The organism is Luteitalea sp. TBR-22 (genome assembly GCF_016865485.1).
Taxonomy (GTDB): domain Bacteria; phylum Acidobacteriota; class Vicinamibacteria; order Vicinamibacterales; family Vicinamibacteraceae; genus Luteitalea.
The window spans coordinates 3,491,361-3,516,455 of the sequence record NZ_AP024452.1 but is presented as its reverse complement, the minus strand read 5'-3'; the positions used below and the strand labels follow the sequence as shown (position 1 = coordinate 3,516,455).

At 70.4% G+C, this 25,095-nt stretch carries 23 protein-coding genes; 14 read left to right on the top strand and 9 right to left on the bottom strand.

Translation table 11 applies throughout. The features are described 5' to 3' along the window. Positions 1-19 precede the first annotated feature (19 nt). The 4 genes from TBR22_RS14590 (at position 20) to trxB (ending at position 4,767) form a co-directional block, all read left to right on the top strand. Positions 20-1,132, top strand: coding sequence for a D-alanyl-D-alanine carboxypeptidase family protein (locus TBR22_RS14590; protein WP_239488575.1), 1,113 nt, complete (start codon positions 20-22; stop codon positions 1,130-1,132). A 276-nt stretch (positions 1,133-1,408) separates the two neighbouring features. Beyond that, a complete protein-coding gene (glgA, locus tag TBR22_RS14585) occupies positions 1,409-3,319 on the top strand; it encodes a glycogen synthase GlgA (protein WP_239488574.1) in 1,911 nt (636 codons plus the stop codon). A gap of 27 nt (positions 3,320-3,346) precedes the next feature. Next, positions 3,347-3,676: a thioredoxin gene (trxA, locus tag TBR22_RS14580; protein ID WP_239488573.1), complete on the top strand. Its 330-nt coding sequence runs from the start codon at positions 3,347-3,349 to the stop codon at positions 3,674-3,676. Between the two features lie 119 nt (positions 3,677-3,795). Continuing rightward, complete coding sequence (gene trxB / locus TBR22_RS14575; protein WP_239488572.1) at positions 3,796-4,767, top strand: thioredoxin-disulfide reductase; 972 nt, start codon at positions 3,796-3,798, stop codon at positions 4,765-4,767. A 104-nt stretch (positions 4,768-4,871) separates the two neighbouring features. On the opposite strand, the gene mnmA is transcribed toward trxB, so the two are convergent. Both mnmA and TBR22_RS14565 read right to left on the bottom strand, forming a co-directional pair. Further along, a complete protein-coding gene (gene mnmA, locus TBR22_RS14570) occupies positions 4,872-5,942 on the bottom strand; it encodes a tRNA 2-thiouridine(34) synthase MnmA (protein WP_239488571.1) in 1,071 nt (356 codons plus the stop codon). 3 nt (positions 5,943-5,945) lie between these two features. Continuing rightward, positions 5,946-7,145, bottom strand: coding sequence for a cysteine desulfurase family protein (locus tag TBR22_RS14565; RefSeq protein ID WP_239488570.1), 1,200 nt, complete (start codon positions 7,143-7,145; stop codon positions 5,946-5,948). Positions 7,146-7,420: 275 nt separating this feature from the next. Between TBR22_RS14565 and TBR22_RS14560 the strand changes: the two genes are divergently transcribed. The 8 genes from TBR22_RS14560 (at position 7,421) to TBR22_RS14525 (ending at position 14,887) form a co-directional block, all read left to right on the top strand. Continuing rightward, positions 7,421-7,789: a polymer-forming cytoskeletal protein gene (locus TBR22_RS14560; RefSeq protein WP_239488569.1), complete on the top strand. Its 369-nt coding sequence runs from the start codon at positions 7,421-7,423 to the stop codon at positions 7,787-7,789. A 61-nt stretch (positions 7,790-7,850) separates the two neighbouring features. Continuing rightward, entirely contained in the window at positions 7,851-8,525 is a 675-nt protein-coding gene (locus TBR22_RS14555) for a class I SAM-dependent methyltransferase (protein ID WP_239488568.1), read from the top strand. A gap of 128 nt (positions 8,526-8,653) precedes the next feature. Further along, complete coding sequence (locus TBR22_RS14550) at positions 8,654-9,871, top strand: acyl-CoA dehydrogenase family protein (protein WP_239488567.1); 1,218 nt, start codon at positions 8,654-8,656, stop codon at positions 9,869-9,871. Positions 9,872-9,922: 51 nt separating this feature from the next. Continuing rightward, entirely contained in the window at positions 9,923-11,131 is a 1,209-nt protein-coding gene (locus tag TBR22_RS14545; RefSeq protein ID WP_239488566.1) for an MFS transporter, read from the top strand. Then, complete coding sequence (gene ybaK / locus TBR22_RS14540; RefSeq protein ID WP_239488565.1) at positions 11,128-11,601, top strand: Cys-tRNA(Pro) deacylase; 474 nt, start codon at positions 11,128-11,130, stop codon at positions 11,599-11,601. Before TBR22_RS14545 ends, ybaK begins: the two co-directional genes overlap by 4 nt. Positions 11,602-11,624: 23 nt before the next feature. Beyond that, positions 11,625-12,914 (top strand): GTPase HflX, encoded by a 1,290-nt coding sequence (gene hflX, locus TBR22_RS14535; protein ID WP_239488564.1) that lies wholly within the window; start codon positions 11,625-11,627, stop codon positions 12,912-12,914. Then, positions 12,911-14,323 carry a tetratricopeptide repeat protein gene (locus tag TBR22_RS14530; RefSeq protein WP_239488563.1) on the top strand — a complete coding sequence of 471 codons (1,413 nt, stop codon included), beginning with the start codon at positions 12,911-12,913 and terminating at the stop codon, positions 14,321-14,323. Before hflX ends, TBR22_RS14530 begins: the two co-directional genes overlap by 4 nt. A 15-nt stretch (positions 14,324-14,338) precedes the next feature. Then, a complete protein-coding gene (locus TBR22_RS14525) occupies positions 14,339-14,887 on the top strand; it encodes a CDP-alcohol phosphatidyltransferase family protein (RefSeq protein WP_239488562.1) in 549 nt (182 codons plus the stop codon). Between the two features lie 21 nt (positions 14,888-14,908). Here TBR22_RS14525 and TBR22_RS14520 read toward each other — a convergent pair whose 3' ends face one another. The 7 genes from TBR22_RS14520 to TBR22_RS14490 all read right to left on the bottom strand — a co-directional run bounded on the left by TBR22_RS14520 (position 14,909) and on the right by TBR22_RS14490 (position 22,662). After that, positions 14,909-15,844 carry a UDP-glucuronic acid decarboxylase family protein gene (locus TBR22_RS14520; RefSeq protein WP_239488561.1) on the bottom strand — a complete coding sequence of 312 codons (936 nt, stop codon included), beginning with the start codon at positions 15,842-15,844 and terminating at the stop codon, positions 14,909-14,911. Between the two features lie 10 nt (positions 15,845-15,854). Further along, positions 15,855-17,297, bottom strand: a complete 1,443-nt coding sequence (locus TBR22_RS14515) for an undecaprenyl-phosphate glucose phosphotransferase (RefSeq protein ID WP_239488560.1) — start codon at positions 17,295-17,297, stop codon at positions 15,855-15,857. Next, positions 17,291-18,421, bottom strand: coding sequence for a glycosyltransferase (locus tag TBR22_RS14510; protein WP_239488559.1), 1,131 nt, complete (start codon positions 18,419-18,421; stop codon positions 17,291-17,293). Before TBR22_RS14510 ends, TBR22_RS14515 begins: the two co-directional genes overlap by 7 nt. Beyond that, entirely contained in the window at positions 18,418-19,533 is a 1,116-nt protein-coding gene (locus TBR22_RS14505; RefSeq protein WP_239488558.1) for a glycosyltransferase family 1 protein, read from the bottom strand. Before TBR22_RS14505 ends, TBR22_RS14510 begins: the two co-directional genes overlap by 4 nt. A gap of 95 nt (positions 19,534-19,628) precedes the next feature. Further along, on the bottom strand, positions 19,629-20,456 hold the full coding sequence (locus TBR22_RS14500) for a glycosyltransferase family 2 protein (RefSeq protein WP_239488557.1): 828 nt from the start codon (positions 20,454-20,456) through the stop codon (positions 19,629-19,631). Further along, positions 20,453-21,562 carry a glycosyltransferase family 1 protein gene (locus TBR22_RS14495; RefSeq protein WP_239488556.1) on the bottom strand — a complete coding sequence of 370 codons (1,110 nt, stop codon included), beginning with the start codon at positions 21,560-21,562 and terminating at the stop codon, positions 20,453-20,455. The genes TBR22_RS14500 and TBR22_RS14495 overlap by 4 nt, the downstream gene beginning before the upstream one ends. Continuing rightward, positions 21,562-22,662, bottom strand: a complete 1,101-nt coding sequence (locus TBR22_RS14490) for a glycosyltransferase family 1 protein (protein ID WP_239488555.1) — start codon at positions 22,660-22,662, stop codon at positions 21,562-21,564. Before TBR22_RS14490 ends, TBR22_RS14495 begins: the two co-directional genes overlap by 1 nt. A 104-nt stretch (positions 22,663-22,766) precedes the next feature. On the opposite strand from TBR22_RS14490, the gene TBR22_RS14485 reads away from it, so the two are divergent. Both TBR22_RS14485 and galE read left to right on the top strand, forming a co-directional pair. Then, complete coding sequence (locus tag TBR22_RS14485; protein ID WP_239488554.1) at positions 22,767-24,062, top strand: UDP-glucose/GDP-mannose dehydrogenase family protein; 1,296 nt, start codon at positions 22,767-22,769, stop codon at positions 24,060-24,062. A 4-nt stretch (positions 24,063-24,066) separates the two neighbouring features. Further along, on the top strand, positions 24,067-25,077 hold the full coding sequence (gene galE / locus TBR22_RS14480) for a UDP-glucose 4-epimerase GalE (RefSeq protein ID WP_239488553.1): 1,011 nt from the start codon (positions 24,067-24,069) through the stop codon (positions 25,075-25,077). The last annotated feature ends 18 nt before the right edge of the window (positions 25,078-25,095 follow it).

Here is a 25,095-nt window from a genome sequence, read left to right as displayed (position 1 = left end):
CTTCCTAAGGACCCAAGGAATGCTCCAGCTCGTCGGACGTCGTTCGCTGCGCACGGTGATCGTGCTCGCCCTGTCGCTCGGCGTGTGTGGCCTGGTCGGCGTGACCGGGGCCGATGGCGCCACCAGGTCTCGCACCACCGCCAAGCGCAGCAGCGCCAAGCCTCAGGCCTCTCGTGCCTCGACCAGCCGGTCCAGGAGCGCACAGGCGTCGCGGTCGCGCAGCAGCCGTACGACACGCTATTCGGCATCAAAGTCCCGGCAGCGTCGGCTCGCGATGGCGCGGGCACGGCAGGCGGCGTATGCCCGGCAACTCGTCGAGATCCAGACGCCGCAGTTCAAGGCCGGGGCCAACGGGCAGTTGGTGCCGGACGTCCGGGCCGGCGCGGCGATCATCTACAACCCGGCCACCCATCAGGTGCTCTACGAGAGCAACGCGCAGACGCCCCGCTCGATCGCCAGCATCACCAAGGTGATGACCGCAGTGGCGTTTCTCGAGAACGAGGTGGATCTTGCGCGTCGGGTGACCGTGCACCCCGACGATCTGCGTGGAGCATCGACCACCTACCTGCGTCGCAACGACGAGGTGTCGATCCAGCAGCTGCTTCACCTGTTGCTCATCGGTTCGGACAACGTCGCGGCGCGCACGCTGGCCCGGCACTCGCTGTACGGTCCGGTCGGCTTCGTCGAGCGCATGAACCAGAAGGCGGCAGAGCTCGGGCTGTCCAGCACGCATTACTACGATCCGTCGGGGCTCTACGCCGAGAACGTGTCGTCGGCCTTCGACATGGCCCGGCTGATCTCCTTCGCCGCCGGCGACGAGCGCATCGCCTCCATCATGCGGATGAAGGAGTACCAGTTTGCCGCGCCGACCCGCACGGTGACGCTGCACAACACCAACCACCTCGTCGGCACCGACGTCGACGTGCGCGGGGGCAAGACCGGCTTCATCTCCAAGTCGGGCTACTGTCTGGCCACGCTGCTGCGCCTGCCCCAGGGCGACCAGGTCGCCGTCGTCGTGCTCGGCGCTCGCAGCAACCCGGGACGCTTCTGGGAGACACGCCACCTCTTCAACTGGCTCGCCGGCAAGGCGCCGGCCATCCTGGCGACCCAGACCCCGGAACAGCAGGACTGAACACGCGGCTCACCCACTGAGCCTCGAAGGCTGACGGCAGGCCACAGGTCCCCGCCTGTGGCCTTTCTGCGTGTGGTTGTCACGTCGCCCCGGCGATGGGCATCCGTAAGGCCGGGATGATCCGTTGCGCTACACTGGTCGTGGCGCCACGTCCGTCCCCGGCGCCCCTATCCACACGCAATGGCCAAAGCTCCCCGATCGCGCAAGGTTCCCTCCGTCGACCCGACACCCGCTCCGCCGCAGGCGCCTGACGCCGCGGGCGCCGCGGATCAAGTGATGCCGAAGAAGGCGAGCACCTCGTCACGGGCGCGCCGTCCGAAGGCGGCGGATGCGCCCGCCCAGGTGGACCCGGCGTCGACGAAGGCTCCGGCTACCGGCTCGTCGGGCAAGAGCGCGGCGACGTCGGCGCGGCAGGGCGCCGCCAGGAAGTCCACGACCGCCCGCAAACCGGCCCCGCGGGCGGTGGGGGGCAAGTCGACGCCCGCTCCCGCGGCGCCTCGCGTGCGCAAGGCCCGAACGTTGGCCGAGGCCGTCCAGGCGGCCGGGGACGTGCCCTCAGCCGTCGACCCGGTGGTGCCCATGCCGCCGTCGTCCGACGTCGTTGCGCCATCGCCCGACGTGGTCCCGGCCCCGCCGTTGCCCGCCGAGCCAGCCGCGTCCGAGCTCGTGGCCGCAGGTCCCGCGCCGACGCTGGGCGGGCACGGTCGTCCCTTGCGCATCCTGATGGTGGCCAGTGAGGCCGTGCCTTTTGCCAAGACCGGCGGCCTTGCCGACGTCGTCGCCGCGCTGCCGAAGGCGCTGGGGAGCCTGGGCCACGACGTCACCGTCGTCATCCCGCGCTATCGCGGCATCGCGGTCGAGGGCTCGCCGACGACGAGCTTTGCCGTCGCCATGGGCGGCCATCACTACCACGCCGACGTGTTCGTGAAGGAAACCAGCCCGGGCGTGCGCGTCGCCCTGGTGGACCACCCGGCGTTCTTCGATCGCGACGCCCTGTACGGCCTGGGCAGCCACGATTACGGGGACAACCCGCGCCGCTTCGCGTTCCTCTGTCTCGCCGCCCTCGAGTTCGCCCGCCTCGAAGGGCAGCCCGTCGACATCGTGCACGCGCACGACTGGCAGGGCGGGCTGGCGCCCGTGTACGTCAAGACCCGCTACGCCACCGATCCCGTCCTCGGCGGCGCCGCGACGATCTTCACGATTCACAACATCGCTTACCAGGGCACGTGCTCGTCGGAGTGGCTGCCGCAGCTCGGGCTGGGCTGGGAACTGTTCACCACCGATGGCCTGGAGTTCTGGCTGCACGCCAGCCTGCTCAAGGGCGGCATCATGTTCGCCGACCTGGTGACGACGGTCAGCCCGCGGTATGCGCAGGAGTTGATGACCCCCGAATTCGCCTTCGGATTCGAGGGCATCATCAGACACCGCGCCGCCGACCTGGTGGGCATCCTGAACGGCATCGACGCCGAGGTGTGGAACCCGGCCACCGACCGGCACATCCCCCGGCCCTTCGGGCTCGACGACATGAGCGGCAAGGCTGAAGCCAAGCGCCAGCTGCTCGAGACCTACGGCCTCTCGGGCGGCGACGACGCGCGGCAGCGGCCGCTCATCGCGATGATCTCGCGGATGGTCGACCAGAAGGGCCTCGACATCATCGCGTCGGCATCCGAGCAGTTGCCGCATCTCGGGGCGTCGTTCGTCATCCTCGGCACGGGCGAACCCTGGTACGAGGAGATGTGGCGTTCGCTGGCGCGCCGGTACCCTGACCGCGTCGGGGTGCGGATCGGCTTCGACGAGCCGCTGTCGCACCTCATCGAGGCGGGCGCCGACCTCTTCATGATGCCGTCCAGGTTCGAGCCGTGCGGACTCAACCAGATGTACAGCCTGAGGTATGGCACACTACCAGTAGTGCGTGCCACGGGTGGCCTCGACGACACCGTCGAGAACTATGAACCGGCGACCGGAGCCGGCAACGGCTTCAAGTTCCATGACGCGAGTGGTGAGGCGCTGCTTGGAACGCTCCGCTGGGCGTTGCACGTCTTTCACAACGAGCCCGAGCGCTGGCAGCAGTTGCAGCGCGCGGGCATGGCAGTCGACTTTTCCTGGACCGCGTCGGCGCGCGCGTACCTCGAGGCCTACGGGCGGGCGAGGGCGCGCATGGCGGGCGGGACGGTGGTGCCCGCCTGAGGGCGGGGCAGGCGAGAGGACACAACGATGGCTTCCGAGAACGTGCAGGTGCTGACCGACGCGAATTTCATGCAGGTGATCGGCAGCACGGATCAACCCGTGCTCGTCGACTTCTGGGCGGAGTGGTGCGGACCCTGCCGCATGATTGCGCCGGCCGTCGAGGCGCTGGCCGACGAGCTGAACGGCAAGGCCGTCATCGGCAAGCTCGACGTCGACAGCAACCCGAACGTGCCGGGCAACTTCGGCATCCGGTCGATCCCCGCGCTCCTGGTGTTCAAGGGCGGGCAGTTGGTCGACCAGACGATCGGCGTGCAGTCCAAGGATGCTCTGAAGCGTCTCCTCGAACGGCACATGTAGGAACGCGGCTCGGCTGAGCCGCGCCACACGTGCGGAATGCCGGATCCACGACCGCCCCCGGGGGGCGCTGTCGTGGATGGCACTCCGCATTTGCTGCGTCAGGGAACAGGATTGCGACTATGAGTGACGACGTGCGCGACGTGGTGATCATCGGCTCGGGCCCGGCTGGCCTGACGGCGGCGCTGTACACCGCGCGGGCCAACCTGCATCCGCTGGTCATCGAGGGCCTGCAGCCAGGTGGCCAGTTGACCATCACCACCATGGTGGAGAACTGGCCGGGGCACAAGGATGGCGTCATGGGGCCGCAGCTCATGGCCGACATGCGCGCGCAGGCCGAGCACTTCGGGACCGCGTTCATGTCGGGCCTGGTCGAGCGCGTCGACCTGTCGCAGCGCCCGTTCACGCTGACGCTGGACGGCGGGCAGGTGATCCGGTCTCGCACCCTGATCGTGGCGACCGGCGCGTCGGCCAAGCTGCTCGGGTTGCCGTCGGAGATGAAGCTGATGGGCCGCGGCGTGAGCACGTGCGCGACCTGCGACGGCTTCTTCTTCCGCAATCGCCCGGTCGCCATCGTCGGCGGCGGCGACACGGCCATCGAGGAAGCGCTCTACCTCTCGAAGCTGGCCTCGCACGTCACCGTGATCCATCGGCGAGACACGCTTCGCGCGTCGAAGATCATGCAGGACAAGGCATTTGCGAACCCGAAGATCTCCTTCCGCTGGAACACCGAGGTGGAGGAGATCGTCGCCGACGAGCGCGGCGACGTGAACGGCGCCCGCCTGCGCGACACGAAGACGGGCGTCGTCGACACGCTGGCCGTCGATGGCGTGTTCGTCGCCATCGGGCACACGCCGAACACCGCGCTGTTCAAGGGCCAGCTCGACATGGACGAGGGCGGTTATCTCGTGACCACGGGCGTGCGTACCAACGTGGCCGGCGTGTTCGCCGCCGGCGACGTGCAGGATCCGGTCTATCGGCAGGCGATCACGTCGGCCGGCGCCGGGTGCATGGCGGCGATCGACGCAGAGCGCTGGCTCGAGCTCGGCGACGCGGAGTATCACCACGGCGCCGCCGCGACCGCCAGCGCCTGACGGCGCCAGGCGCTGCATGCCGGGAAGTCCGGGAAGGCCGGCGGACCTCCCGACATTCGGCATCGCGACATTCGGAATTCACGCGCGGTGAGGGCCGTCAGCCCTCACCCCCGCGTGATCCAGCCCCCTCCCAGCACCTCGTCGCCGTCGTAGAACACCGCGGCCTGTCCGGGCGTGATCGCGTACTGCGGCGCGTCGAACTCGACACGCGCGTGCGAGGCATCGAGCGCGCGGATGGTCGCCGGCGCGGCTGCGTGGCGATGCCGGATCTGCACCTCGGCGCGCACCGCCCCGTCGGGCACGCGTCCCGACACCCAGTTGACGTCCTGCACCTCGCAGGTGGTGGCTTCGAGCGCGCTGCGCGGGCCGACGACGACGTCGCGCGAGTCGGGCTCGATGGCCACCACGTAGAGCGGCACGCCCACCGACAGGCGCAGGCCCTTGCGCTGGCCGATCGTGAAGTGGTGCACGCCATCGTGGGTGCCGAGGGCCCGGCCCTCGACGTCGACGATGCGGCCCGGGGGCGGCGTGCGATCGCCTGCGGCACGTGCCACGAACGCCGCCTGGTCGCGGTCGGGCACGAAACAGATCTCCTGCGAGTCCGGCTTCAGCGCCACGGGCAGTTCGCGCCGCGACGCGTAGGCGCGTACCGACGGCTTGTCGAGATGTCCGACCGGGAAGATTGCCCGCCCCAGCTGCGCCTGCGTCAGCGAGAACAGGAAGTACGACTGGTCCTTGCCGCGGTCGGCGCCGCGCAACAGGCGCCAGCCGCCGTCCTCGCGCCGCACCGACCGCACGTAGTGGCCCGTGGCGAGGCGGTCGGCGTCGAGTGCGCCGACCCGATCGAGGAGCGTGGCGAACTTCACTTCGCTGTTGCAGCGGGTGCACGGAATCGGCGTCCGTCCCGCCACGTAGTCGTCGACGAAGGGCGCCACGACCTGCGCGTGGAAGTGCGACTCGAAGTTGACGATGTAGTGCGGGATGCCGAGGCGACCGGCGACGCGCCGCGCGTCATGGAGGTCGTCGATCGTGCAGCAGGTGCCGAACGAGGCCTGTCCCTCCTGCTGGTCGTACAACTGCATCGACAGGCCGATCACCTCGTGGCCCTCGTCGACGAGCAGTGCGGCAGCGACCGACGAGTCGACGCCGCCCGACATGGCGACCGCGATTCGCATGCGTCAGGCCCCGCCGGGCATGCTGGCCAGCGGCGCGCGCCGGTCCGTCAGCGAACGCAGCCGCTCGACAAGGCCGGGCACCACGTCGAGCACGCGGCCGATCTCGTCGTCGGTGGTGTGCCGCCCGAGGCTGAAGCGCAGGGCATTCTGCGTGTCGTGCAGGGACAGGCCCATCGCCTTCAGCACGTGCGACGGCTCCAGCGTGCCCGAGGAGCAGGCCGAGCCGGTCGACACGGCGATGCCTTCGAGATCGAGCGCGATGAGCAGCGACTCGGCCTCGACGCCCTCGAACCCGATGCTGCTGGTGTTGGGGACGCGCGGCACCGTCCCGCCGTTGACGTGCGTGCCTGGGACGCGGGCCAGGATCTCCGTCTCGAGCCGGTTGCGAAGCGCGGCCTGCGTCGCAGCGTCGCTGGCGAGGCGCTCGCGCGCCAGGCGGGCCGCGACGCCGAAGCCGACGATGCCGGGCACGTTCTCCGTGCCGGCGCGCCGACTCCGCTCCTGCTTGCCACCGGTCATCGGCGACACCAGTCGGGTGCCACGCCGAATCCACAGCGCGCCGACGCCCTTGGGGCCGTACAGCTTGTGCGCCGACAGGCTCAGCAGGTCGACGTCGAGCTCGGTCACGTCGATGGGCGCCTTGCCGGCGCTCTGCACCGCGTCGGTGTGCACGAGGATGCCGCGGGCGTGGGCGAGTGCTGCGCAGGCAGCCACCGGTTGCAGCGTGCCGACCTCGTTGTTGGCGTGCATGAGGCTCAGTAGCGCCGTGTCGTCGGTCAAGGCGCTCGCCACCGCGTCGGGATCCACCACGCCGTCGCGCCCCGCCGCGACCCGGCTGACGCGCCAGCCGCGGCGCTCGAGGGCGCGCGCGGTGGTCAGGACCGCCTCGTGCTCGATGGCCGAGACCACCAGGTGGCGCTTGCCCAGAGGCTCGAGGGCCTCGGCCGCGCCGCGCAGCGCGAAGTTGTCGGCCTCGGTGCCGCCGCTCGTGAAGACGACCTCCGTCGGGCTGCCACCGATCAGGGCGGCGATCTCCTGCCGGGCATCGTCGAGGCGCGACTTGGCCATCTGGCCGAAATGGTGCACGCTGGACGCGTTGCCGTAGTCGTCACGCAGGGCCCGGGTGACCGCCTCGATGACGAGCGGGTCGACCGGCGTGGTGGCGTTGTGGTCCAGGTAGATGCGCGCGGAGGCGGCGGGCACGCGTCGATCGTATCACCCGCCGGTTCCCGTAAACCACAGCAATTGCGAGACCTAGACACGATCAGAGGGCTTGCGTATACTCCGCCGGACGTGGGGTCGACGCGCACCGGACCCCGACGGGAGACACCAACATGTGGAAACGCGATGACGCGCCGCGGCAACCAGCTGCCGCGCCGCCCACCCCGCCGCCGGCCCCGGCCGCCCCGCCTGCTGCGGCAGTCGATCCGGCCCCGGCCATGGCCCGGCCCACGCCTGGTCCAGGAGAACGTGCACCCATGAGCATGGGCAACATCGGCAAGTCGGTGATCATCAAGGGCGAACTCAGTGGCAGCGAGGACCTCACGATCGAGGGACAGGTCGAGGGGAAGATCGAGCTGAACAACAACGTGCTGACGATCGGGACCAACGCCAAGATCAAGGCGCAGGTCTTTGCCAAGACCGTCGTCGTGCTGGGTGAGGTCACCGGCAACATCAACGCGTCGGAGAAGGTCGACATCCGCGACAACGGGTCGGTCGACGGCGACATCACGTCCCCCAAGGTCGCCATCGCGGAAGGGGCGCACTTCCGGGGCGCCATCGACATGAACCGTGCTGGCGCGCCCAAGAGCCCCGCCAAGCCGGAGGCGACGCCCGTCAAGGCCTGAGGCCCCTGGCGACGCGGCGCCGCGCCTGGCGCCCGTCGCCGCCTCCTGTCCCGTCCGAGCCGTGACCGACACTCCCGACCGCTCCCTGGGTGCGCGCCTGTTCGGCTGGGCCAAGCGCGCCGATGGCCACGCCGACCCTGGCCGGAGCGGCCCCCCCGTGGGCACCAAGGTCCTGGCCAAGCTGCTCGCCGCGCTCACGCATCGGGAGGCGCCGGTGGTCGCCGACCTGGGACCGGTCGTCGGCAGCAACGTCTCCTTCCTCGGCGAACAACTCGGGTGCAAGCTGCGGGTCGAGGACCTGTACGCCGATATCGACAGGCTGACGCGCGAGCAGGCGCTCGACGCGATGCCCGCCTTCCTCGAGCGGCGTTTCGCCTTCGAGCCCGAGAGCCTGGACGCCGTCCTGTGCTGGGACGTGCTCGATTACCTCGACAAGCCGGCGGCCACGGTGCTCGGCAAGCAGGTCGTCCAGTGGGTCAAGCCCGGCGGCGTGGTGCTGTGTTTCTTCTCGACGGTGGCAGCGCCCGCACCGGTGTACACGCGGTACGTCATCGCCGACACCGACCACCTGATCTACCGCACCAGTCCTGCCACGCACGGCAAGCGCACGGTGTACCAGAACCGGGACTTCGACCGCCTGTTTCCGGGGCTGAGCGTGACCGAGAGCTTCCTGCTGCTCAACAAGACGCGCGAAGTCCTGCTCCGCAAGAAGGCCGCCGCGCCCGCCCGCGCGTGAGCCTGCACGTCACGCCCGAGGTCGGCCGTTTGAGGTAGCATCGGCCTGATTGCGGCGTCGATGCCGCCTCGCTCCCGACGAGGCCTGACCAGCGGGCTTCCGGGGCCTCGTTTCCTGGACGTGCCGACATGATCGATTTCGACCTGACCGAAGAGCACCGGCTGCTCGAGCAGACGGTGCGCGAGTGGGCAGCGCGCGAAGTGGCGCCCCACATCGCCGAACTGGACCGGGCCCACCGCTTCGACCCGCGCATCCTGCCGCAGATGGCCGACCTCGGCCTCCTCGGCGTGTGCATCCCGACCGAGTACGGCGGGGCCGGCATGGACTACATCAGCCTCGGCGTGGCGAGCGAGGAGCTCGAGTACGTCGACACGTCGCTGCGCGTGATCCTGTCGGTGCACGTCGGCCTCAACAGCCTGTCACTGCTCACATGGGGTACCGAGGCCCAGAAGCAGCAGTACCTCGTGCCGCAAGCCCAGGGACGGAAGATTGCGACCTTCGGCCTCACCGAGCCGGCGGCCGGCAGCGACGCACGCGGCATCCAGACCGTCGCCGTGAAGAAGGGCGATCACTACGTGCTGTCGGGCGAGAAGATGTGGATTTCTCTCGCCGACGTCGCCGACCACTTCCTGGTCATCGCCTGGAGCGACCTCGAGAAGAAGCGCGCCAAGGACCCCAGCGGACTCAGCGCCTTCATCGTGGAGCGCGCGTTCAAGGGCTTCTCGAGCGGCACTCTGACGCACAAGTGGGGCATCCTGGCGGGCAACACCGGGTTCTTCAAGATGGACGAGGTGGAGGTGCCCGTCGAGAATCTGCTCGGACGGGAGGGCGAGGGCTTCAAGATCGCCATGTTCGCGCTCGACCAGGGCCGCTATACGGTGGCTGCCGGCGCGACCGGCTTGATACGGGCGTGCCGTGACGCCAGCGTCAAGTACGCCAGGGAACGCCACACGTTCGGCGTCGAGATCGGCCAGCACCAACTGGTGAAGGAGATGCTCGCCCGCATGGAGGCCGACTACCAGCAGTCGCGGCTGCTGTGGCTGCGATCGGGCTGGCTCAAGAACGTCGGGCGCCGGAACACGAAGGAGACGAGCCTGGCCAAGTGGATGTCGACGGTGGCTTCCGAGCGCGCCGCCGGCGATGCCGTCCAGATCCACGGGGCCAACGGCTACTCCGACGAATATCCCGTCGGCCGCTACTACCGCAACTGCAAGGGTGCCGTGATCTACGAGGGCACGCGCGAGATCCACGCGCTGATGCAGGCCGACTACCTGCTCGGCTACCGCGCCGACAAGCCGACGCGTTGCGAACTGCCGGCCTACCAGGCCCAGACCGCGCACGCCTGAACCGCACGCGCCTGCAGCCCCCGCGTCGGCGCGGGGGCCCGGGCTCCCATCGTGAACCGCAACCTGCTCGCCATCGCCGGGGCCTGCTTCATCGGTTTCTCCGGCTTCACGCTCGTGATGCCGTTCCTGCCGATCTACTTCGGCCAACTCGGCATGCGCGACCCGGGCGACATCGCCCTGTGGTCGGGGCTCAGCCTCGGCGTCACGCCCGGCATGACGGCGCTGCTGGCTCCGCTCTGGGGCCGCGTCGCCGACCGCTACGGCAACAAGTTCCTCGTCCTGCGCTCCCTGGCCTGCTTCGTCATCACGATGGTGCTGTTCGGGCTGGTCACCCGCCCGTGGCACGTCTTCGGCCTGCGCGTCCTGCAGGGGTTCTTCGCCGGCTACGGCGCGCTGGCCGTGGCGATGGCGGCGCAGGCGGCGCCGCGCGAGCGCATGGCGACCGCCATCGGGACGGTGCAGACCGCCCAGCGGCTCGGACCCGCCGTCGGCCCGATCTTCGGCGGCGTGCTCGCCGTGGCGATCGGCATTCGCGCGTCGTTCTTCGTGTCGTCGCTGTTCTACCTGGCCGCCTTCGTGCTCGTGTGGCGCTGGTTCGACGAAGGCGGCGCGCCGCGCCAGCCGCGGCGGGCCGACGCCGTCAACGGACTCCGTTTCGCCAGCGGCGCCTCGCTCCAGCAGTTCGTGCTGCTGATGGGCGTCATCCTCGCCCTGCAACTCGTGGACAAGAGCTTCGGCCCGATCCTGCCGCTCTACCTGCAGCAACTCGGCGTGTCGGCCGAGCGCGTCGCGCCGGTCGCCGGCCTGCTGTTCTCGGGCGTGGCCTGTGCGGGCGCCGTGGGCAACATGGCGACCCAGCGGCTGCTGCACCGCTACGCCCCGCGGCCCGTGCTGCGCTACACCGCGATCGTCGCCGCGGTCGGGCTGCTGCCGTTCGTGTTCGGGGCGCCCGTGTGGCTGCTGATGGTGTCGACGCTGGTGTTCGGCCTGGCGATCGGGGTGGCGATGACCGCGTCGTTCACGGCCGCCGGGCACGTGATTCCGGAGGAGTCGCGGTCGACCGGCTTCGGGCTGCTGACCAGCGCCTCGCTGGTCGGCCTGTCGCTCAGCCCGGTGTTGAGCGGTGTGCTGGCCCGCACCAGCATCCGGAGCGTCTTCACGGCGGGCGTGATCACGCTCGGGGTGCTGGCCGCGACGGTCAGCTACGTGTTGCGTGACCGCGTCGAGGGCGCCACCTGGCCGTCGGTGGAGGAGACGTGAGCACGACGCCGGCGATCAGGGCCTTGCGGGCGGCCGGCGTCGCCTTCGAGGAGCATCCCTACCGGTACGAGGACCGCGGCGGCACCAGCGTCTCGGCGCGCGAACTCGGCGTCGACGAGCACCACGTCGTCAAGACGCTGGTCCTGCAGGACGACACCCGCCGGCTGCTCCTCGTGCTCATGCACGGCGACCGCGAGGTGTCGCTCAAGGGCCTGGCGCGGGTGCTGGGCGTCAAGCGCGTCGACCCGGCCGACGCCGCCGTCGCGCAGCGGGCCACCGGCTACCAGTTCGGCGGCACCTCGCCCTTCGGCACGCGTCAGCCGCTGCCGACCTATGTGGAGCAGACGATCCTCGACCTGCCCCGCATCTACATCAACGGCGGCAGCCGCGGCCTGCTGGTCAGCATCCATCCCGAGGTGCTCGTCCGGGTGCTCGACGCCACCCCCGTCACGGTCGCGATCGCGCCCTGACTGCGGGTGCTACCATGCCTGCAGTGACGGAACGTCAGGAACAGGGGCCCGCACAGGCGGGTCGCGAGCGCGCCGCGTTGGTCGGCCTGATCACCGGCCAGGCGCGCCGGACGCATGTCGAGGACGCGCTCGAGGAACTGGCCGGTCTTGCCGACGCGGCCGACGTCGTGCCCGTCCTGCGATTCATGCAGGAGCGCGATCGTCCCGATCCGGCCACCCTGATCGGCTCGGGCAAGCTCGCGCAGCTCAAGGCCGCGTGCGACGAGGCGGAGCTGTCGCTGGTCATCTTCGACCACGAGCTGACGCCGGCACAGCTGCGCAACATCGAGAAGGCGCTCGAGCGGCGCGTCATCGACCGGACCCAGCTGATCCTCGACATCTTCGCGCGGCGGGCGCGCACCCGGGAAGGGAAGCTGCAGGTCGAGCTGGCGCAGTTGCGCTACCTGTTGCCGCGCCTGGTCGGCGCGTCGGCGGCGCTGTCGCGGCTCGGTGGCGGCATCGGCACCCGCGGCCCCGGCGAGACCAAGCTCGAGACCGACCGGCGCCGCATCCGGGTACGCATCGGCGCGCTGGCCGACGAACTGGCCGAGGTGCGCCGGCGGCGAGGCCAGCTGCGCGACCGGCGACGCCGGACCGAGCTGCCTGCCGTCGCGCTGGTGGGGTACACCAACGCCGGCAAGACGACGCTCTTCAATCGCCTGACGCACGACACGGCGGTCGCCTCCGACGCGTTGTTCGTCACGCTCGACCCGCTGACCCGCGAACTGAAGCTGCCCAACCGGCAGCACGCGGCGCTCTCGGACACGGTCGGCTTCATCGACCGACTGCCGCACACGCTCGTCGCCGCCTTCCGGGCCACGCTCGAGGAGGTCGCCGACGCCGACCTGCTGCTGCACGTAGTGGACGCCTCGATCGAGGACTACGAGCGGCACATGCTCGCCGTCGACCGCGTCCTCGGCGAGGTGGACGCGGCAGAGGTGCCCACGTTGCTCGTATTCAACAAGGTGGACCGGCTCGATGCCGCGGCCCGCGAGCATCTGCGGCAGGCCTACGAGGGCTCGTTGCAGATCTCGGCCGCCACCGGCGACGGCGTGGACGATCTGCTCACGGAGGTGGCGCGCGCGCTGGCCCTCGACACGCGTCGGGTGACGCTGTCGTTCGACCAGGGCCGGCAGGAGGACCGCGAGGCCATCGAGCGGCTGTATCGCGTTGCCCGGGTGCTCAGCCACGACGCCGATGGCGACCGTGTCCGCATCGAGGCGGAAGTGCCGCGCCGGTTGATGCAACGCCTGCAGGAGGGCCTCTCGCTGTGACGCCGGTGTTGCGCCGCTGGCTGCTGGCGGCGACCGTGGGGCTGACCGTCGCAGCCGGGTGCGGGCGCCCCGCGCCGCCTCCCGTCGTGGCGCCCGGGAGCGAACGCTTCCCCGACTATCCCAAGCCGCTCGTGCCGACCGACCTGGCCCGACTGGCGCCGCCCGCGCAGGCCCACGAGCGGGCGTGGGCCCAACTGCAGTCCGGCGACCCGAAGGGCGCGGAGCGGACGCTGCGGGAGTCGTTGAAGAAGGCGCCCCGGTTCTATCCCTCCCAGGCGGCGCTCGGGTACGCGCGGCTGGCGCAGGCCGCCCACGCCGATGCGCTGCAATGGTTCGACCGCGCGCTCACCGCGAATGGCGATTACGTGCCGGCGCTGGTGGGACGAGGCGAGGCGCTTGTCGAACTCGGCAGGGAAGGGGAGGCCTTCGACGCCTACCAATCCGCCCTCGCCGAGGCTCCGGGCCAGCCCGTCGCGCTGCGTCGTGTCGAGGTCCTGCGGTTCCGGGCGGTGCAGAGCGACGTGGCGTCGGCGCAGGCAGCCCTGGCCGGCAATCGCCTCGACGAGGCGCGCGATCACTATGACCGCGCGCTGCGCGCCTCACCCGACAGCGGCTTCCTGCATCGGGATCTGGCCGACGTCGAGCTCAAGCTCGGCCACCTCGATCGCGCCCGGACGCTGGTGGACCGGGCGCTCGCGCTGGACGCGTCCGATGCCCGGGCCTACGCGATCCGCGGCGAAGTGAACGCGGCGGCAGCCGAGCCCGTGGCGGCCCTGGCCGACTTCCGGAAGGCGCTGGAACTCGATCCCGGCCTGACCGACCTCACCGCGCGCATCACCGAGATCGAGACCGGCCTGAAGGAAGCCTCGCTGCCCACCGAGTTCAAGGCCATCGGCGGGTCGCCACGCGTGACCAGGGGAGAGGTTGCCGCGCTGCTCGCCTACAAGGTGCCGGAGATCCTGCAGGCGGCGGCGCGCGGCACCGTGCTCATCACCGACAGCCGGAAGCACTGGGCGCAGTCTTCAATCCTGCTGGCGGCCCGCGCCGGCGCGATGGAGGTCTACCCGAACCACACCTTCCAGCCGAACGCCGGGATGACGCGCGGCGAGTTCGCGGCCGCCGTGGCGCGGGTGCTCAACCTGGTGGATGCCAGGGCGCCGCAACTGGCCAAGGGCTGGCGCGAGGCCCGCCTCGCCTTTGCCGACGTCCGCCCGGCGCACACGCTGTACGTGCCGATTTCGCGGGCCGTCGCCAGCGGCGTCATGACGCCACTGGAAGGCCAGACCTTCGGCATCAGTCGCCCGATGACCGGTGCCGATGCCGTGGCTGCCGTCGATCGCCTCGCGCGCATCGTCGAGGGGCTCGGTCCGCTGGCCGGTGCGGTGCCGCGTGGCGCCCAGCGTCCCTGACCCCGGATCAGAACCGTGCTGACCTTCGCAAACCAGCTCACGCTGCTGCGGATGTTGCTGATCCCGGTGTTCGCGATCCTGCTCGTGTACGGGCAGGTCGGCTGGGCGCTCACGGTGTTCGTGGTCGCCTCGGCGACCGACCTGCTCGACGGTTACGTGGCGCGACGGTCGGGCCCGACGACGCTCGGCGCGTGGCTCGATCCGGTTGCCGACAAGCTGTTGCTGCTCACGATGTTCGTGGTGCTGACGTTCCCGCTCCCGCACCTGACGCATCGCATCCCGCTGTGGCTGACGGTGGTGGTGGCGAGCCGCGACGTCGGGATCGTGCTGACGGTGTCGATCGTGAACCTGGCGCTCGGGCCGCGGACGTTCTACCCGTCGATCTGGGGGAAGCTGGCCACGGCCACCTTTGCGGCGACCGGCGTGGTGACCCTGTTCTACAACTGGCTGGCGACGCCATCGGCCGTCCCGGGCCTGTTCGCGATCGCCTCGGGCGTGATCACCGTGGTGAGCGCGCTGCACTACCTGCTCACGGCACAGCGCCCCGGCACGCAACCGTCCTGAGCCGGGGCGGGCCCCGCCGCGCTAGCCGAGCACCTTCTTGCGGAAGTACTCGATGGTGCGCGTCAGGCCGTCCTCGAGCGAGACCTTCGGCTCCCAGCCGAGCAGCGTGCGTGCCTTGGTGATGTCGGGACGGCGAACCTTCGGGTCGTCTTCCGGCAGCGGCCGATACACGAGCTGACTCGACGATCCCGTCATCCTGATGATCGTCTCGGCGATCTGCCTGATGGTCAACTCGTGCGGGTTGCCGATGTTGACCGGTTCGTTGATGTCCGAGTCCATGAGGCGGAGGATGCCGTCCACCAGGTCGGTCACGTAGCAGAAGCTGCGCGTCTGCGATCCGTCGCCGAAGATCGTCACGTCCTCGTTGCGCAACGCCTGGCTCATGAACGCCGGCACCGACCGGCCGTCGTTGACGCGCATGCGCGGGCCGTAGGTGTTGAAGATGCGCACGATCTTGGCGTCGACCCCGTGGTACCGGTGGTAGGCCATCGTCATGGCCTCGGCAAAGCGCTTCGCCTCGTCGTACACGCCGCGCGGGCCGACCGGGTTGACGTTGCCCCAGTAGGTCTCCTTCTGCGGGTGCTCGAGGGGGTCGCCGTAGACCTCGGACGTCGAGGCGAGCACGAAGCGCGCCTTCTTCTCCTTGGCGAGTCCGAGTGCCTTGTGCGTGCCGAGCGCGCCGACCTTCAGCGTCGGGATCGGCAGCTCGAGGTAGTCGATCGGGCTGGCCGGGCTCGCCCAGTGCAGCACGGCATCCACCGGCCCGTCGATGTAGATGTAGTTGGTGACGTCGTGCTTGATGAACGTGAAGTCCCGGTTGGCCAGGTGGGCGATGTTGGCGATGTCGCCCGTCAGGAGGTTGTCGATGCCCACCACCGTGTAGCCGCGGTCGAGCAGGGTCTCGGCGAGATGGGAGCCGATGAAGCCGGCGGCTCCCGTGATGACGACGCGAGGCATGTGTGGGATCTCAGTACGCGTGCTTGTGGAAGAACCCCTTGATCACGGTGAGCCACATGATCTTGAGGTCCAGCATCAACGACCAGTTCTCGATGTAGTAGAGGTCGTACTCGATGCGCTTCTCGATGGACGTGTTGCCGCGCCAGCCGTTGACCTGCGCCCAGCCCGTCAGGCCGGCGCGCACCTTGTGGCGCAGCATGTACTGCGGGATGCGCTGCTTGAACTGGTCGACGAAGAACGGGCGCTCCGGCCGCGGGCCGACCAGCGACATGTCGCCGCGCAGCACGTTCCAGAGCTGCGGCAGCTCGTCGAGGTTGCTGCGGCGCAGGAACTGGCCGATCGGCGTGCAGCGCGGGTCGTCTTCCACCGCCCAGACCGGGCCCGAGTTGCGCTCGGCCCCGTCGTACATCGAGCGGAACTTCCAGACGTGGAACGCCTTGCCGTCCAGCCCCATGCGCTCCTGGCGGAACAGCGCCGGGCCCGGCGAGGTGAGGCGGATGATCAACGTCAGCAGGCCCATGGGGATGGCCAGCACGATCAGGCTCGCGCCGGCCAGCACCACGTCCATCGTCCGCTTCAACACGGCATTGAGCCCGCGGAGCGGCACGTCGTGGATGTTGATGATCGGCAGCCCGTCGAGATCCTCGAGCCGGGCGCGCAGCGAGATGATCTGCAACAGGTCGGGGACGACGCGGATGTCGACGATCTCGCGGTTGGCGTTCTCGACCAGGGCGAGCATCTTGACGTGCTCGTCGAGCGGCAGGGCGATGTAGAGGTGGTCGATCTTCTCGCGCTGCAGGATCTCCGGCGTCTCCTCCAGCGTGCCGAGCAGCGGCAGGCCGCGGTACCCCAGGCTGGCGCCGCCCTCGGCCTTGTCGTCCACGAAGCCGATGACCTTCAGGCCCAGCTCCCGGTGCTCCAGGATCCGGTCGACGACGAGCCGGCCGAGGTCGCCGGCGCCGGCCACCAGCACGCGCTTGAGGCCGATGCCGGCGCGCCAGCGGCGCTCCAGCCAGTCGCGCACGGCGACGCGGGTGACGAAGGTGAGCGCGACGTTCAGGCAGAGGAACAGCCCCCACACCAGCTGGCTGACCTCGAAGACGCCCCGGTCCTTCAACGGATCGGGCACGTAGTAGGTCTGGACGTAAAGGGTGCTCACCACGCCGAGGACGACGGCCAGGACGCTGCCGACCAGGACGCCGAAGAAGTCGTCGATGCGGGACCGGCCCCGGCGGAGGCGATACACGCCGTGCAGGTTGAAGGCCAGGGGCACCAGGCCGCCGACGATCGGCGCCAGCCACAGGTACTGTTCGAAGGGCGGGTAGCCCTTGGTGACGGCGATGAGGCCCGAGTGGAAGCGGACCCAGTAGGCGAGCAGGAAGGCGATCACGCCCGACGCGGCGTCGACAGCCACGTGCAGCGCCACGAGGAGGCGGTTGTAGCGCCTTACCATCGCACCGCCTCCGGGGCGGCTTGTCGCAAGTCGGTCACGGCGTCGGTCAGTTCCTTGACGAATCGTTCTGTCGCAAACCGCTCCGCCTGCGCGCGGCAGGCAGCTGGAGCCGGGGGCCTGTCGAGCACCCGGCGGATCCCGCCGGCCAGGGCGTCCACGCCCTCGCCGGTCAATGCGCCCGTCTGGCCGTCCACGATCGTCTCGGTCGCGCCACCGCGGCCGAAGGCCACCACCGGGGTCCCACAGGCCTGCGCCTCGACGGGCACCAGGCCGAAATCTTCCTCGCCGGGCAGGAGCACCACTGCTGCCCGCCGGTACAGGTCACGCACCTCGGCGTCCGGCAGGGCGCCCAGGAACGTCACGCCCGTGCCGCCCATCCTGGAGAGGGCGCCGAACTCCGGCCCCTGCCCGACGATGCGGAGCGGCACCCCGAGCTGCCGGCACGCCGCCACGGCGACATCCACCCGCTTGTACGGCACCAGCGCCGAGACCACCAGCGCGTACCCCTCGCGGCGACTCTCGCCGGGCGTGAAGTACGTCGTGTCGACCGGCGGATAGACGACGGCCGACCGTCGATTATAGTACCGCCGGATCCTCCGCGCAACATACTGAGAAATCGCCACATAGCGGTCCGGACGTCCGCTGGTGCGCTGGTCCCAGCGCGCGAACCGGTCGAGCAGGTGCCGCATCACCGCCGCCCTGACCCGTCCCACCCGTTCGACGCCGAAGTACTGGTCGAACTGATCCCACGCATACCGCACGGGCGTGAAGCAGTAGCAGAGGTGGCGCGTCGGCGGGTGGGTCGGGACCGACTTGGCCGCGCAGTGACTGGTCGAGATCACCAGGTCGGCATCGCCGACGTCGAGGCCCTCGATGGCCCGCGGGTACAGCGGCAGCAGGTGGCGGTACAGCCGCGCCACGCCCGGGACCTGCTGCAGGAAGGAGGTCTGCGGCCGGTGGCGTTCGATGGTCGGCGAGACGCTGCCCGGGACGTGCAGCAGCGTGTGCAGCGACGCGTCCGGGAACTGCTCGCACAGCACCTCGAGCACGCGCTCGCCGCCACGCATGCCCGTCAGCCAGTCGTGCACGAGGGCGATGCGCGCCCCGGCCAGCCCGTCGCTCATCGGCCCGCCGCCGTCTCGCGGTAGATGCGCAGGATGGTCTCGGCCGTGCGGGTCCAGGAGTAGTGGGTCGCCCGCACCAGCCCGCGCTCGCGCATCTGCTGCCGCAGCGCCGGGTCGAGCAGGGCCCGGCGCAGCCCGTGCGCGATGGCGGTCGGCTCGCGCGGATCGACAAGGATGGCCGCGTCGCCCACCACTTCGGGCAGCGAGGAGACGTTGGAGGTGACCACCGGCGTCCCGCTGGCCATGGCCTCCAGCGGCGGCAGGCCGAAGCCCTCGTACAGGGACGGGAAGGCGAACACCGTGGCCAGCCGGTACAGCGCGGCGAGGGTCTGGTCGCCGACAAAGCCGAGGAACCGCACGTGCTTGTGCAGCTTGTGGCGGTGCACGGCCCGCCGCAGGGTGGGGTACTTGCTGATCTCGTCGCCGATGATGAGCAGCTTGGTGTTGGCCAGCGGGCCGGTCCGGACCAGCGCAAACGCCTCGATCAGCCGCTCGATGTTCTTGTGGGGCCGGATGTTGCCCACGTACAGCACGAACGGATCGTGCAGCTGGAAGCGCTCCTGCACGCGGGCGATGTCCTCGGCGGCCGGGCTGCGGTTGAAGCGTTCGTCGATGGCATTGGGCGCCACCGTGATCTTGCCCGGCGGGATCCGGTAGAACCGCAGGATGTCGCGCTTGGAGGCTTCCGACACCGTCAGCACGTGCGAGGAGCGGTGCGTGGCGCTCCACATGAACGTGCGGGCGTACGTGTAGGCCAGCCTGTTGGGCAGGTACTGCGGGAACATCAGGTGGATGCAGTCGTGGATCGTCACCACCGACGGGCAGGGGAGCAGCGGCGGCAGCACGTAATGCGGCGCGTGGAACAGGTCGACGCGCTCCCGCCGGAGCAGTGACGGGATGTTGAACTGCTCGCGCAGCGAGTAGTTGCCCGCAGTGCTGATCACCCCACGGAAGTTCGGCCCGACCGTGCAGGCGAACTCGAGATCGTCGGGGCGGCTGATCAGGACGTACTCGGTCTCGGTATCCAGCGTCGCCAGGCCGGCGACGACGTTGCGGACGTACGTGCCGATGCCGTAGTCGCGCAACTTCCGGATGTCGATGGCCACACGCATTCGGGGCGAGTCTAGCATTCGCCTGCACGGCTCCCGGCGATGCGCGCAGCCGCCCGGGCGGGAATGCCGTGATGCCCGAGCCCGGAGCCGCGTCGTCAGCTCGACCGACCGGTGATGTCGCGCGCCGCGAGGTACCACCGGAGCAGGCGGGCCCAGCGCGGATGGTGCTTGCGATAGAAGGCGAGCTGGCTGTCGCGATACCGCCGCGTGGTGGCGGTCGGGGCCGTGGCGCGTGATCGCCCGCGCAGGTGCGTGACGCTCACGTCCGGGGCGTAGAGGATCCCGTGGCCCGCGGCGCGCAGGGCCGCGCAGAAGTCGACGTCCTCGCAGTACATGAAGAAGCGCTCGTCGAGCAGGCCGACGGCCTCGGCCGCCGCGCGGCGCACCAGCAGGCAGGCGCCGCTGACCCAGTCCACCCACTGGCGACGCTGCATGTCGGCGGCGATGCGGGCCCGCACCGCCGCCGGACCTGCGGCCAGCAGCCGGCTCCGCACCTTCTGGCGGGCCTCGCCCAGCGGCGAGATCATCGGGCCGTAAGACAGCTCCTGTTGCCCGGTCCCGTCGAGCAGCCGCGGGCCGGCGGCTGCGGCGGCCGGCTCGTCGTCGAGCGCCGCGCAGAGCGCCTCGAGCTGTCCCGCCCCGACCAGGGTGTCGCTGTTGAGCAGGAGCACGTACGGGTGCGCGGTGGCGCGGATGCCGATGTTGTTGGCGGCGGCGAATCCGAGGTTCTCGGGGAGCCGGCGCAGCGGCACCTCCGGCCAGCGCGCCGCGATGGCGTCAGCGGTGCCGTCGCCCGAGTGGTTGTCCACCACGATGACGTCCCATGGCCGCGCCGGCGGGTGCGCGTGCACCGACGCCAGGCACGCAAGCGCATCCTCGCGGGCGTTGAAGGTGACGACGACGATCGAGACGCCGACGCTCACGGGCGTTGCCTCGCGGCATCGACGAGTGCCTGCCACACGAGGCGCGTGGCGTCCTCCCAGCGGTACTTCTGCACGGTGGCGTCGCCGGCCGCCACCTGCGCGATGCGGTCGACGGGTTCGCTCACGAGGCGCGCCAGGATCTGCGCCAATCCCATGGTGTCGCCGAGCTGGACGTACCGGCCCCCCTGGCCGTACACCTCACGCGCCACTGCCGTGTCGAGCACCACGGTGGGCACGCGATGGCGCATCGCTTCGAGGGGCGTCAGGCCGAAGCCTTCGTACTCGGACAGGAAGGCGAAGACCCCTGCCGAGGCATAGGCCGCTTCGAGGTCGGGGTCGGCGACGTAATCGCGCAGCCGTATCCCATCGGCGAGGCCGAGGCGGTCGGCCAGCGCCTGCAGGTCCTGGCGCGGGTGCGTCCGGTTCTCGCCGATGACCTCGAGCCGCAATGCCGGCACGGTACGCCGCGCCAGGGCGACCGCCTCGATCAGCATCGGGAGGTGGCGCCGCTCGAAGATCGAGCCGACGAACAGCACGACCGGTGTCGCCGGCGGCGGCGCCGGCGGTGGCGGTGGCGCGTCGTGATAGTCCACGGCCAGCGGCACCACCCGGAGGCGGTCGGCCGCGACGCCGAGGTGCTCCTGGATTTCGCGTGCCGAGAACTGCGTCAGCGTGAGCACGATGGCAGCGCGATGCGCGCTCCATCGGGCCATCAGGCGCAGCCGCAGGCCATGGCGCCACGCATACCACTCCGGGTGCGCGGCGAACGACACGTCGTGCATGGCCAGGACGACCGGCGTGCTCACCCGGAGGGGCGCCGTGTAGGCCGGCGAGAACAGCACGTCGACCTTGGCGTCCCGGACGGCGCGCGCCAGGGCATGCTGTTCCCACAGGGTGCCGGGCGTTCCTGGCACCAGGCGTGACGAGACCCTGGCGCCTCCCGTGCCCAGCGCCGCCTCGACGGCAATCGCGCCGGGCGAGAAGAGGATCAGTTCGGCGCCTGCGCAGGTCGGCCTCGCCTGCCAGCGGACCAGCAACTCGCGGAGGTAGCGACCCACGCCGGTCGGACGTCCGGCCAGTTCGCGCGCGTCCACGCCGATGCGCATCAGCGGGCCCTCCGCCGCGCCACGGCGTCCTCGTATGCCTGCCAGAGGCGTTGCGCCGAGCGGGCCCACGAGAACGTCGCGGCACGCGCGACGCCACGCTGGCGCAGTTGCTCCAGGCGGGCCGGCGAGGCCAGCAGGTCGGCGATGGCCTGCGCCATGCCGCGCGGGTCGTCGGGCTCGACCAGCACCGCCGCATCGCCACACACCTCGGGCAGCGCGCCGCGTCGCGAGGCGACGACGGGCACGCCGGCGGCCATGGCCTCGACGACCGGCAGGCCGAAGCCCTCGTCGAGGGAGGGCATGACGAGCAGGCGGGCCGCCTCGTAGAACCCGCGACGGTCGGCCTCTTCCACGTACCCGACGTGCTCGACCAGGCCGGCGAGCGGGGGACGGACGAGCCGCGCCAGCAACGGCGCCGCCGATGGCGGCGCGCCCCCAGCCAGTCGCAACGGAATCCGCACGCCGGCCGCCACCAGGTGCTCCCACGCGTCGAGCAGGCCGCCGACGTTCTTGCGTGGCTCGAGCGTGCCGATGCAGATGACCGGCCCTTCGGCCGGGACCGCCCGACGCGCGGTCCACGCCGGCGCGCCGTTGTGGCAGGTGACCACGGCCTGGGGCCGCACGCCCAGTCGCGTGACGACCTGCGCGGCGACCGTGGCGGACACGGTCACCACGAGGTCGGCGCGGCGCGCGTGGTCGGCGACCAGGACCGGATAGTCCCGCCGCACTTCCGCCGCCGTCGCCTCCGGGTGATCCAGGAAGAAGAGGTCGTGGATGGTCACGACCTGTGCCGCGCGCCGCGCCGGGATGAGCAGGGGCGTGGGCGAGTGGACGATGTCGTGGGCGCCGGCCAGCCACTCGATGGGCGGCCACTCGAGCCGGTGCCAGGCCCAGTTGAGGGCGCGGACCGGCACGCGGGCGTCGCTGGCCCGGATGCCGGGGGCAGGAGCCGACAGCCGATCCTTCCAGCTGCTCGAGAACACGGCGACCTCGCCACCGGCCGGGGCGGTGTCCTGCAGCGCGAGCGCCGTGCGGTGGACGTATTCGCCAACGCCCGTACGCGTCCGCAGGGCCGGGCGATAGTCGAGCAGCACCTTCACGGGACGTATGCTAGCGTAAGGCGTTCGGTCGTCTGTGCCTCGGCGCGTCAGGGCTGGCGTACGGATGGAGCGGGCATGCCGCCCCCGGACCGGAGGGATCAGACGTGAAGATTTCGGTGGTGGGGACGGGCTACGTGGGGCTCGTCGTCGGGGCGTGTTTCGCCGAGAACGGCAACGAGGTGATCTGCGTCGACAGCAACGTCGACAAGATCAAGGCGCTCAAGCGGGGCAAGATTCCCATCTACGAGCCCGGCCTGGAGGAGATCGTCAAGCGCAACTCCTCGGAGAAGCGGCTCACCTTCACCACCGACCTGCCCTCGGCCGTCAAGGCCACCGACATCATCTTCATCGCGGTGGGCACTCCTGAAGCCGAGGACGGCTCGGCCGACCTGAAGCACGTCCTCGGGGTGGCGCGCGACGTCGCCCGGGCGATGAACGGCTACAAGGTCATCGTCGACAAGAGCACGGTGCCGGTCGGGACGTCCGAGAAGGTCCGCGCCGTGATGGCCAAGGAGACCACGCATCCGTTCAGCGTGGTGAGCAACCCCGAGTTCCTCAAGCAGGGCGCCGCGGTCGACGATTTCCTCAAGCCCGATCGCGTGGTCATCGGCGCCGACGACGAGCGCGGCGGCAAGGTCATGACCGAGCTCTATGCGCCGTTCACGCGCACCGGCGCCCCGATCATGGTCATGGATTGCGCCAGCGCCGAGCTCTGCAAGTACGCCGCCAACGCGATGCTGGCGACGCGCATCTCGTTCATGAACGAGGTGGCGCGCGTCTGCGAGCTCTACGGCGCCAACGTCGACCAGGTGCGCCGTGCCGTGGCCTCCGACGCCCGCATCGGGCCGTCGTTCCTGTTCCCGGGCGTGGGGTATGGCGGCAGCTGCTTCCCGAAGGACGTCAAGGCCATCCTGAAGTTCTCCCGGGACAAGGGCTACGACTTCAAGATCCTCGAGGCCGTCGAGGACGTCAACGCGGCGCAGAAGAAGAAGCTGCTGCAGATGATGAAGCAGCGCCTCCGCTCGCTGAAGGGCAAGACGATCGGCGTGTGGGGGCTGGCGTTCAAGCCGCGCACCGACGACATGCGCGAGGCCCCGGCGATCACCATCATCGAGGGCCTGCTGAAGGCCGGCGCGACCGTGCAGGCCTACGACCCCGAGGCCCATGCGACCGCGAAGCGGATCTTCGGCGACCGGATCACGTACTGCAGGAACGCCTACGACGCCCTCAAGGGCGCCGATGCCCTGGCCCTGATCACCGAGTGGAACGAGTTCCGCGAGCCCGACTTCGCGCGCATGAAGAAGCGGATGAAGTCTCCGGTGATCTTCGACGGCCGCAACATCTACAAGCCGGAGGCCATCGCGGCCCAGGGCTTCGCGTACTACTCGATCGGACGGTAGCTGCATGGCCGTGCTCGTCACCGGCGGAGCCGGGTACATCGGCAGTCACTCGGTGAAGGCCCTCCTCAAGGCAGGACGCCGCGTGGTGGTGCTCGACGACTTCTCGGCGGGCCACCGCGGTGCCTGTGCGGCGCTGCAGACCATCGCGGCGCCGGGCCAGTTGACGGTGGTCGAGGCGGGCATCGGCGACACCGCCACCGTCGAGGCCACGTGCCGCGAGCACGGCGTCGACGCCGCGATGCACTTTGCGGCGTGGCTGTCGGTGGGCGACTCGGTGTCCGACCCGGCCGGGTACTACCGCAACAACGTCGTCGGCTCGCTCGGGCTGCTCGACGGCCTGCGGCGCGCCGGCGTCACGCGCCTGATCTTCTCGTCCACGTGCGCGACCTACGGCGAGCCGCAGCAGGTGCCGATCGACGAGACGCATCCGCAACGGCCGATCAACTCGTACGGCGAGACCAAGCTGGCCGTCGAGCGGGCGCTGCCGCATTTCGAGACCGCCTACGGCCTGAAGAGCATCGCGCTGCGGTATTTCAACGCCGCAGGGGCCGACCCCGACGGCCTGCTCGGCGAGGACCACGATCCCGAGATCCACATCATCCCGCGCGCCATCTTCGCCGCTCGCGGCACCGACAGCCTGAAGGTGTTCGGCGACGACTACCCGACGCCCGACGGCACCTGCCTGCGCGACTACATCCACGTCACCGACCTGGCCGACGCCCACGTCCGGGCCCTCGAGTCGCTCGAGCAGGGCGGCGCGTCGGCGCGGTTCAACGTCGGGACGGGCACCCCGCACTCGGTCAAGGAAGTGATCGACGCGGTGGCGCGCGTCGCCGGGCGGCCCGTGCCCTTCACCGTGGCGCCCCGGCGCGCCGGCGACCCGTCCACGCTCTATGCCGCCAACGGCGCGATCCGCGCGGCGCTCGGCTGGACGCCGCGCCACGCGGACCTCGACGCCATCGTCGGCACCGCCTGGCGGTGGTTCGATGCGCACCCCGATGGCTATGGCGACTGAGGACCGCGTCCACCGCGC

Coding starts and splice junctions, on each gene's coding strand:
- glgA (WP_239488574.1), top strand. CDS start 1,409: ATGCCGAAGAAGGCGAGCACCTCGTCACGGGCGCGCCGTCCGAAGGCG.
- TBR22_RS14515 (WP_239488560.1), bottom strand. CDS start 17,297: ATGGTAAGGCGCTACAACCGCCTCCTCGTGGCGCTGCACGTGGCTGTC.
- TBR22_RS14505 (WP_239488558.1), bottom strand. CDS start 19,533: ATGCGTGTGGCCATCGACATCCGGAAGTTGCGCGACTACGGCATCGGC.
- TBR22_RS14495 (WP_239488556.1), bottom strand. CDS start 21,562: ATGCGCATCGGCGTGGACGCGCGCGAACTGGCCGGACGTCCGACCGGC.
- TBR22_RS14510 (WP_239488559.1), bottom strand. CDS start 18,421: ATGAGCGACGGGCTGGCCGGGGCGCGCATCGCCCTCGTGCACGACTGG.
- mnmA (WP_239488571.1), bottom strand. CDS start 5,942: ATGCGAATCGCGGTCGCCATGTCGGGCGGCGTCGACTCGTCGGTCGCT.
- trxA (WP_239488573.1), top strand. CDS start 3,347: ATGGCTTCCGAGAACGTGCAGGTGCTGACCGACGCGAATTTCATGCAG.
- galE (WP_239488553.1), top strand. CDS start 24,067: ATGGCCGTGCTCGTCACCGGCGGAGCCGGGTACATCGGCAGTCACTCG.
- TBR22_RS14520 (WP_239488561.1), bottom strand. CDS start 15,844: ATGCCTCGCGTCGTCATCACGGGAGCCGCCGGCTTCATCGGCTCCCAT.
- TBR22_RS14560 (WP_239488569.1), top strand. CDS start 7,421: ATGAGCATGGGCAACATCGGCAAGTCGGTGATCATCAAGGGCGAACTC.
- TBR22_RS14550 (WP_239488567.1), top strand. CDS start 8,654: ATGATCGATTTCGACCTGACCGAAGAGCACCGGCTGCTCGAGCAGACG.
- trxB (WP_239488572.1), top strand. CDS start 3,796: ATGAGTGACGACGTGCGCGACGTGGTGATCATCGGCTCGGGCCCGGCT.
- TBR22_RS14590 (WP_239488575.1), top strand. CDS start 20: ATGCTCCAGCTCGTCGGACGTCGTTCGCTGCGCACGGTGATCGTGCTC.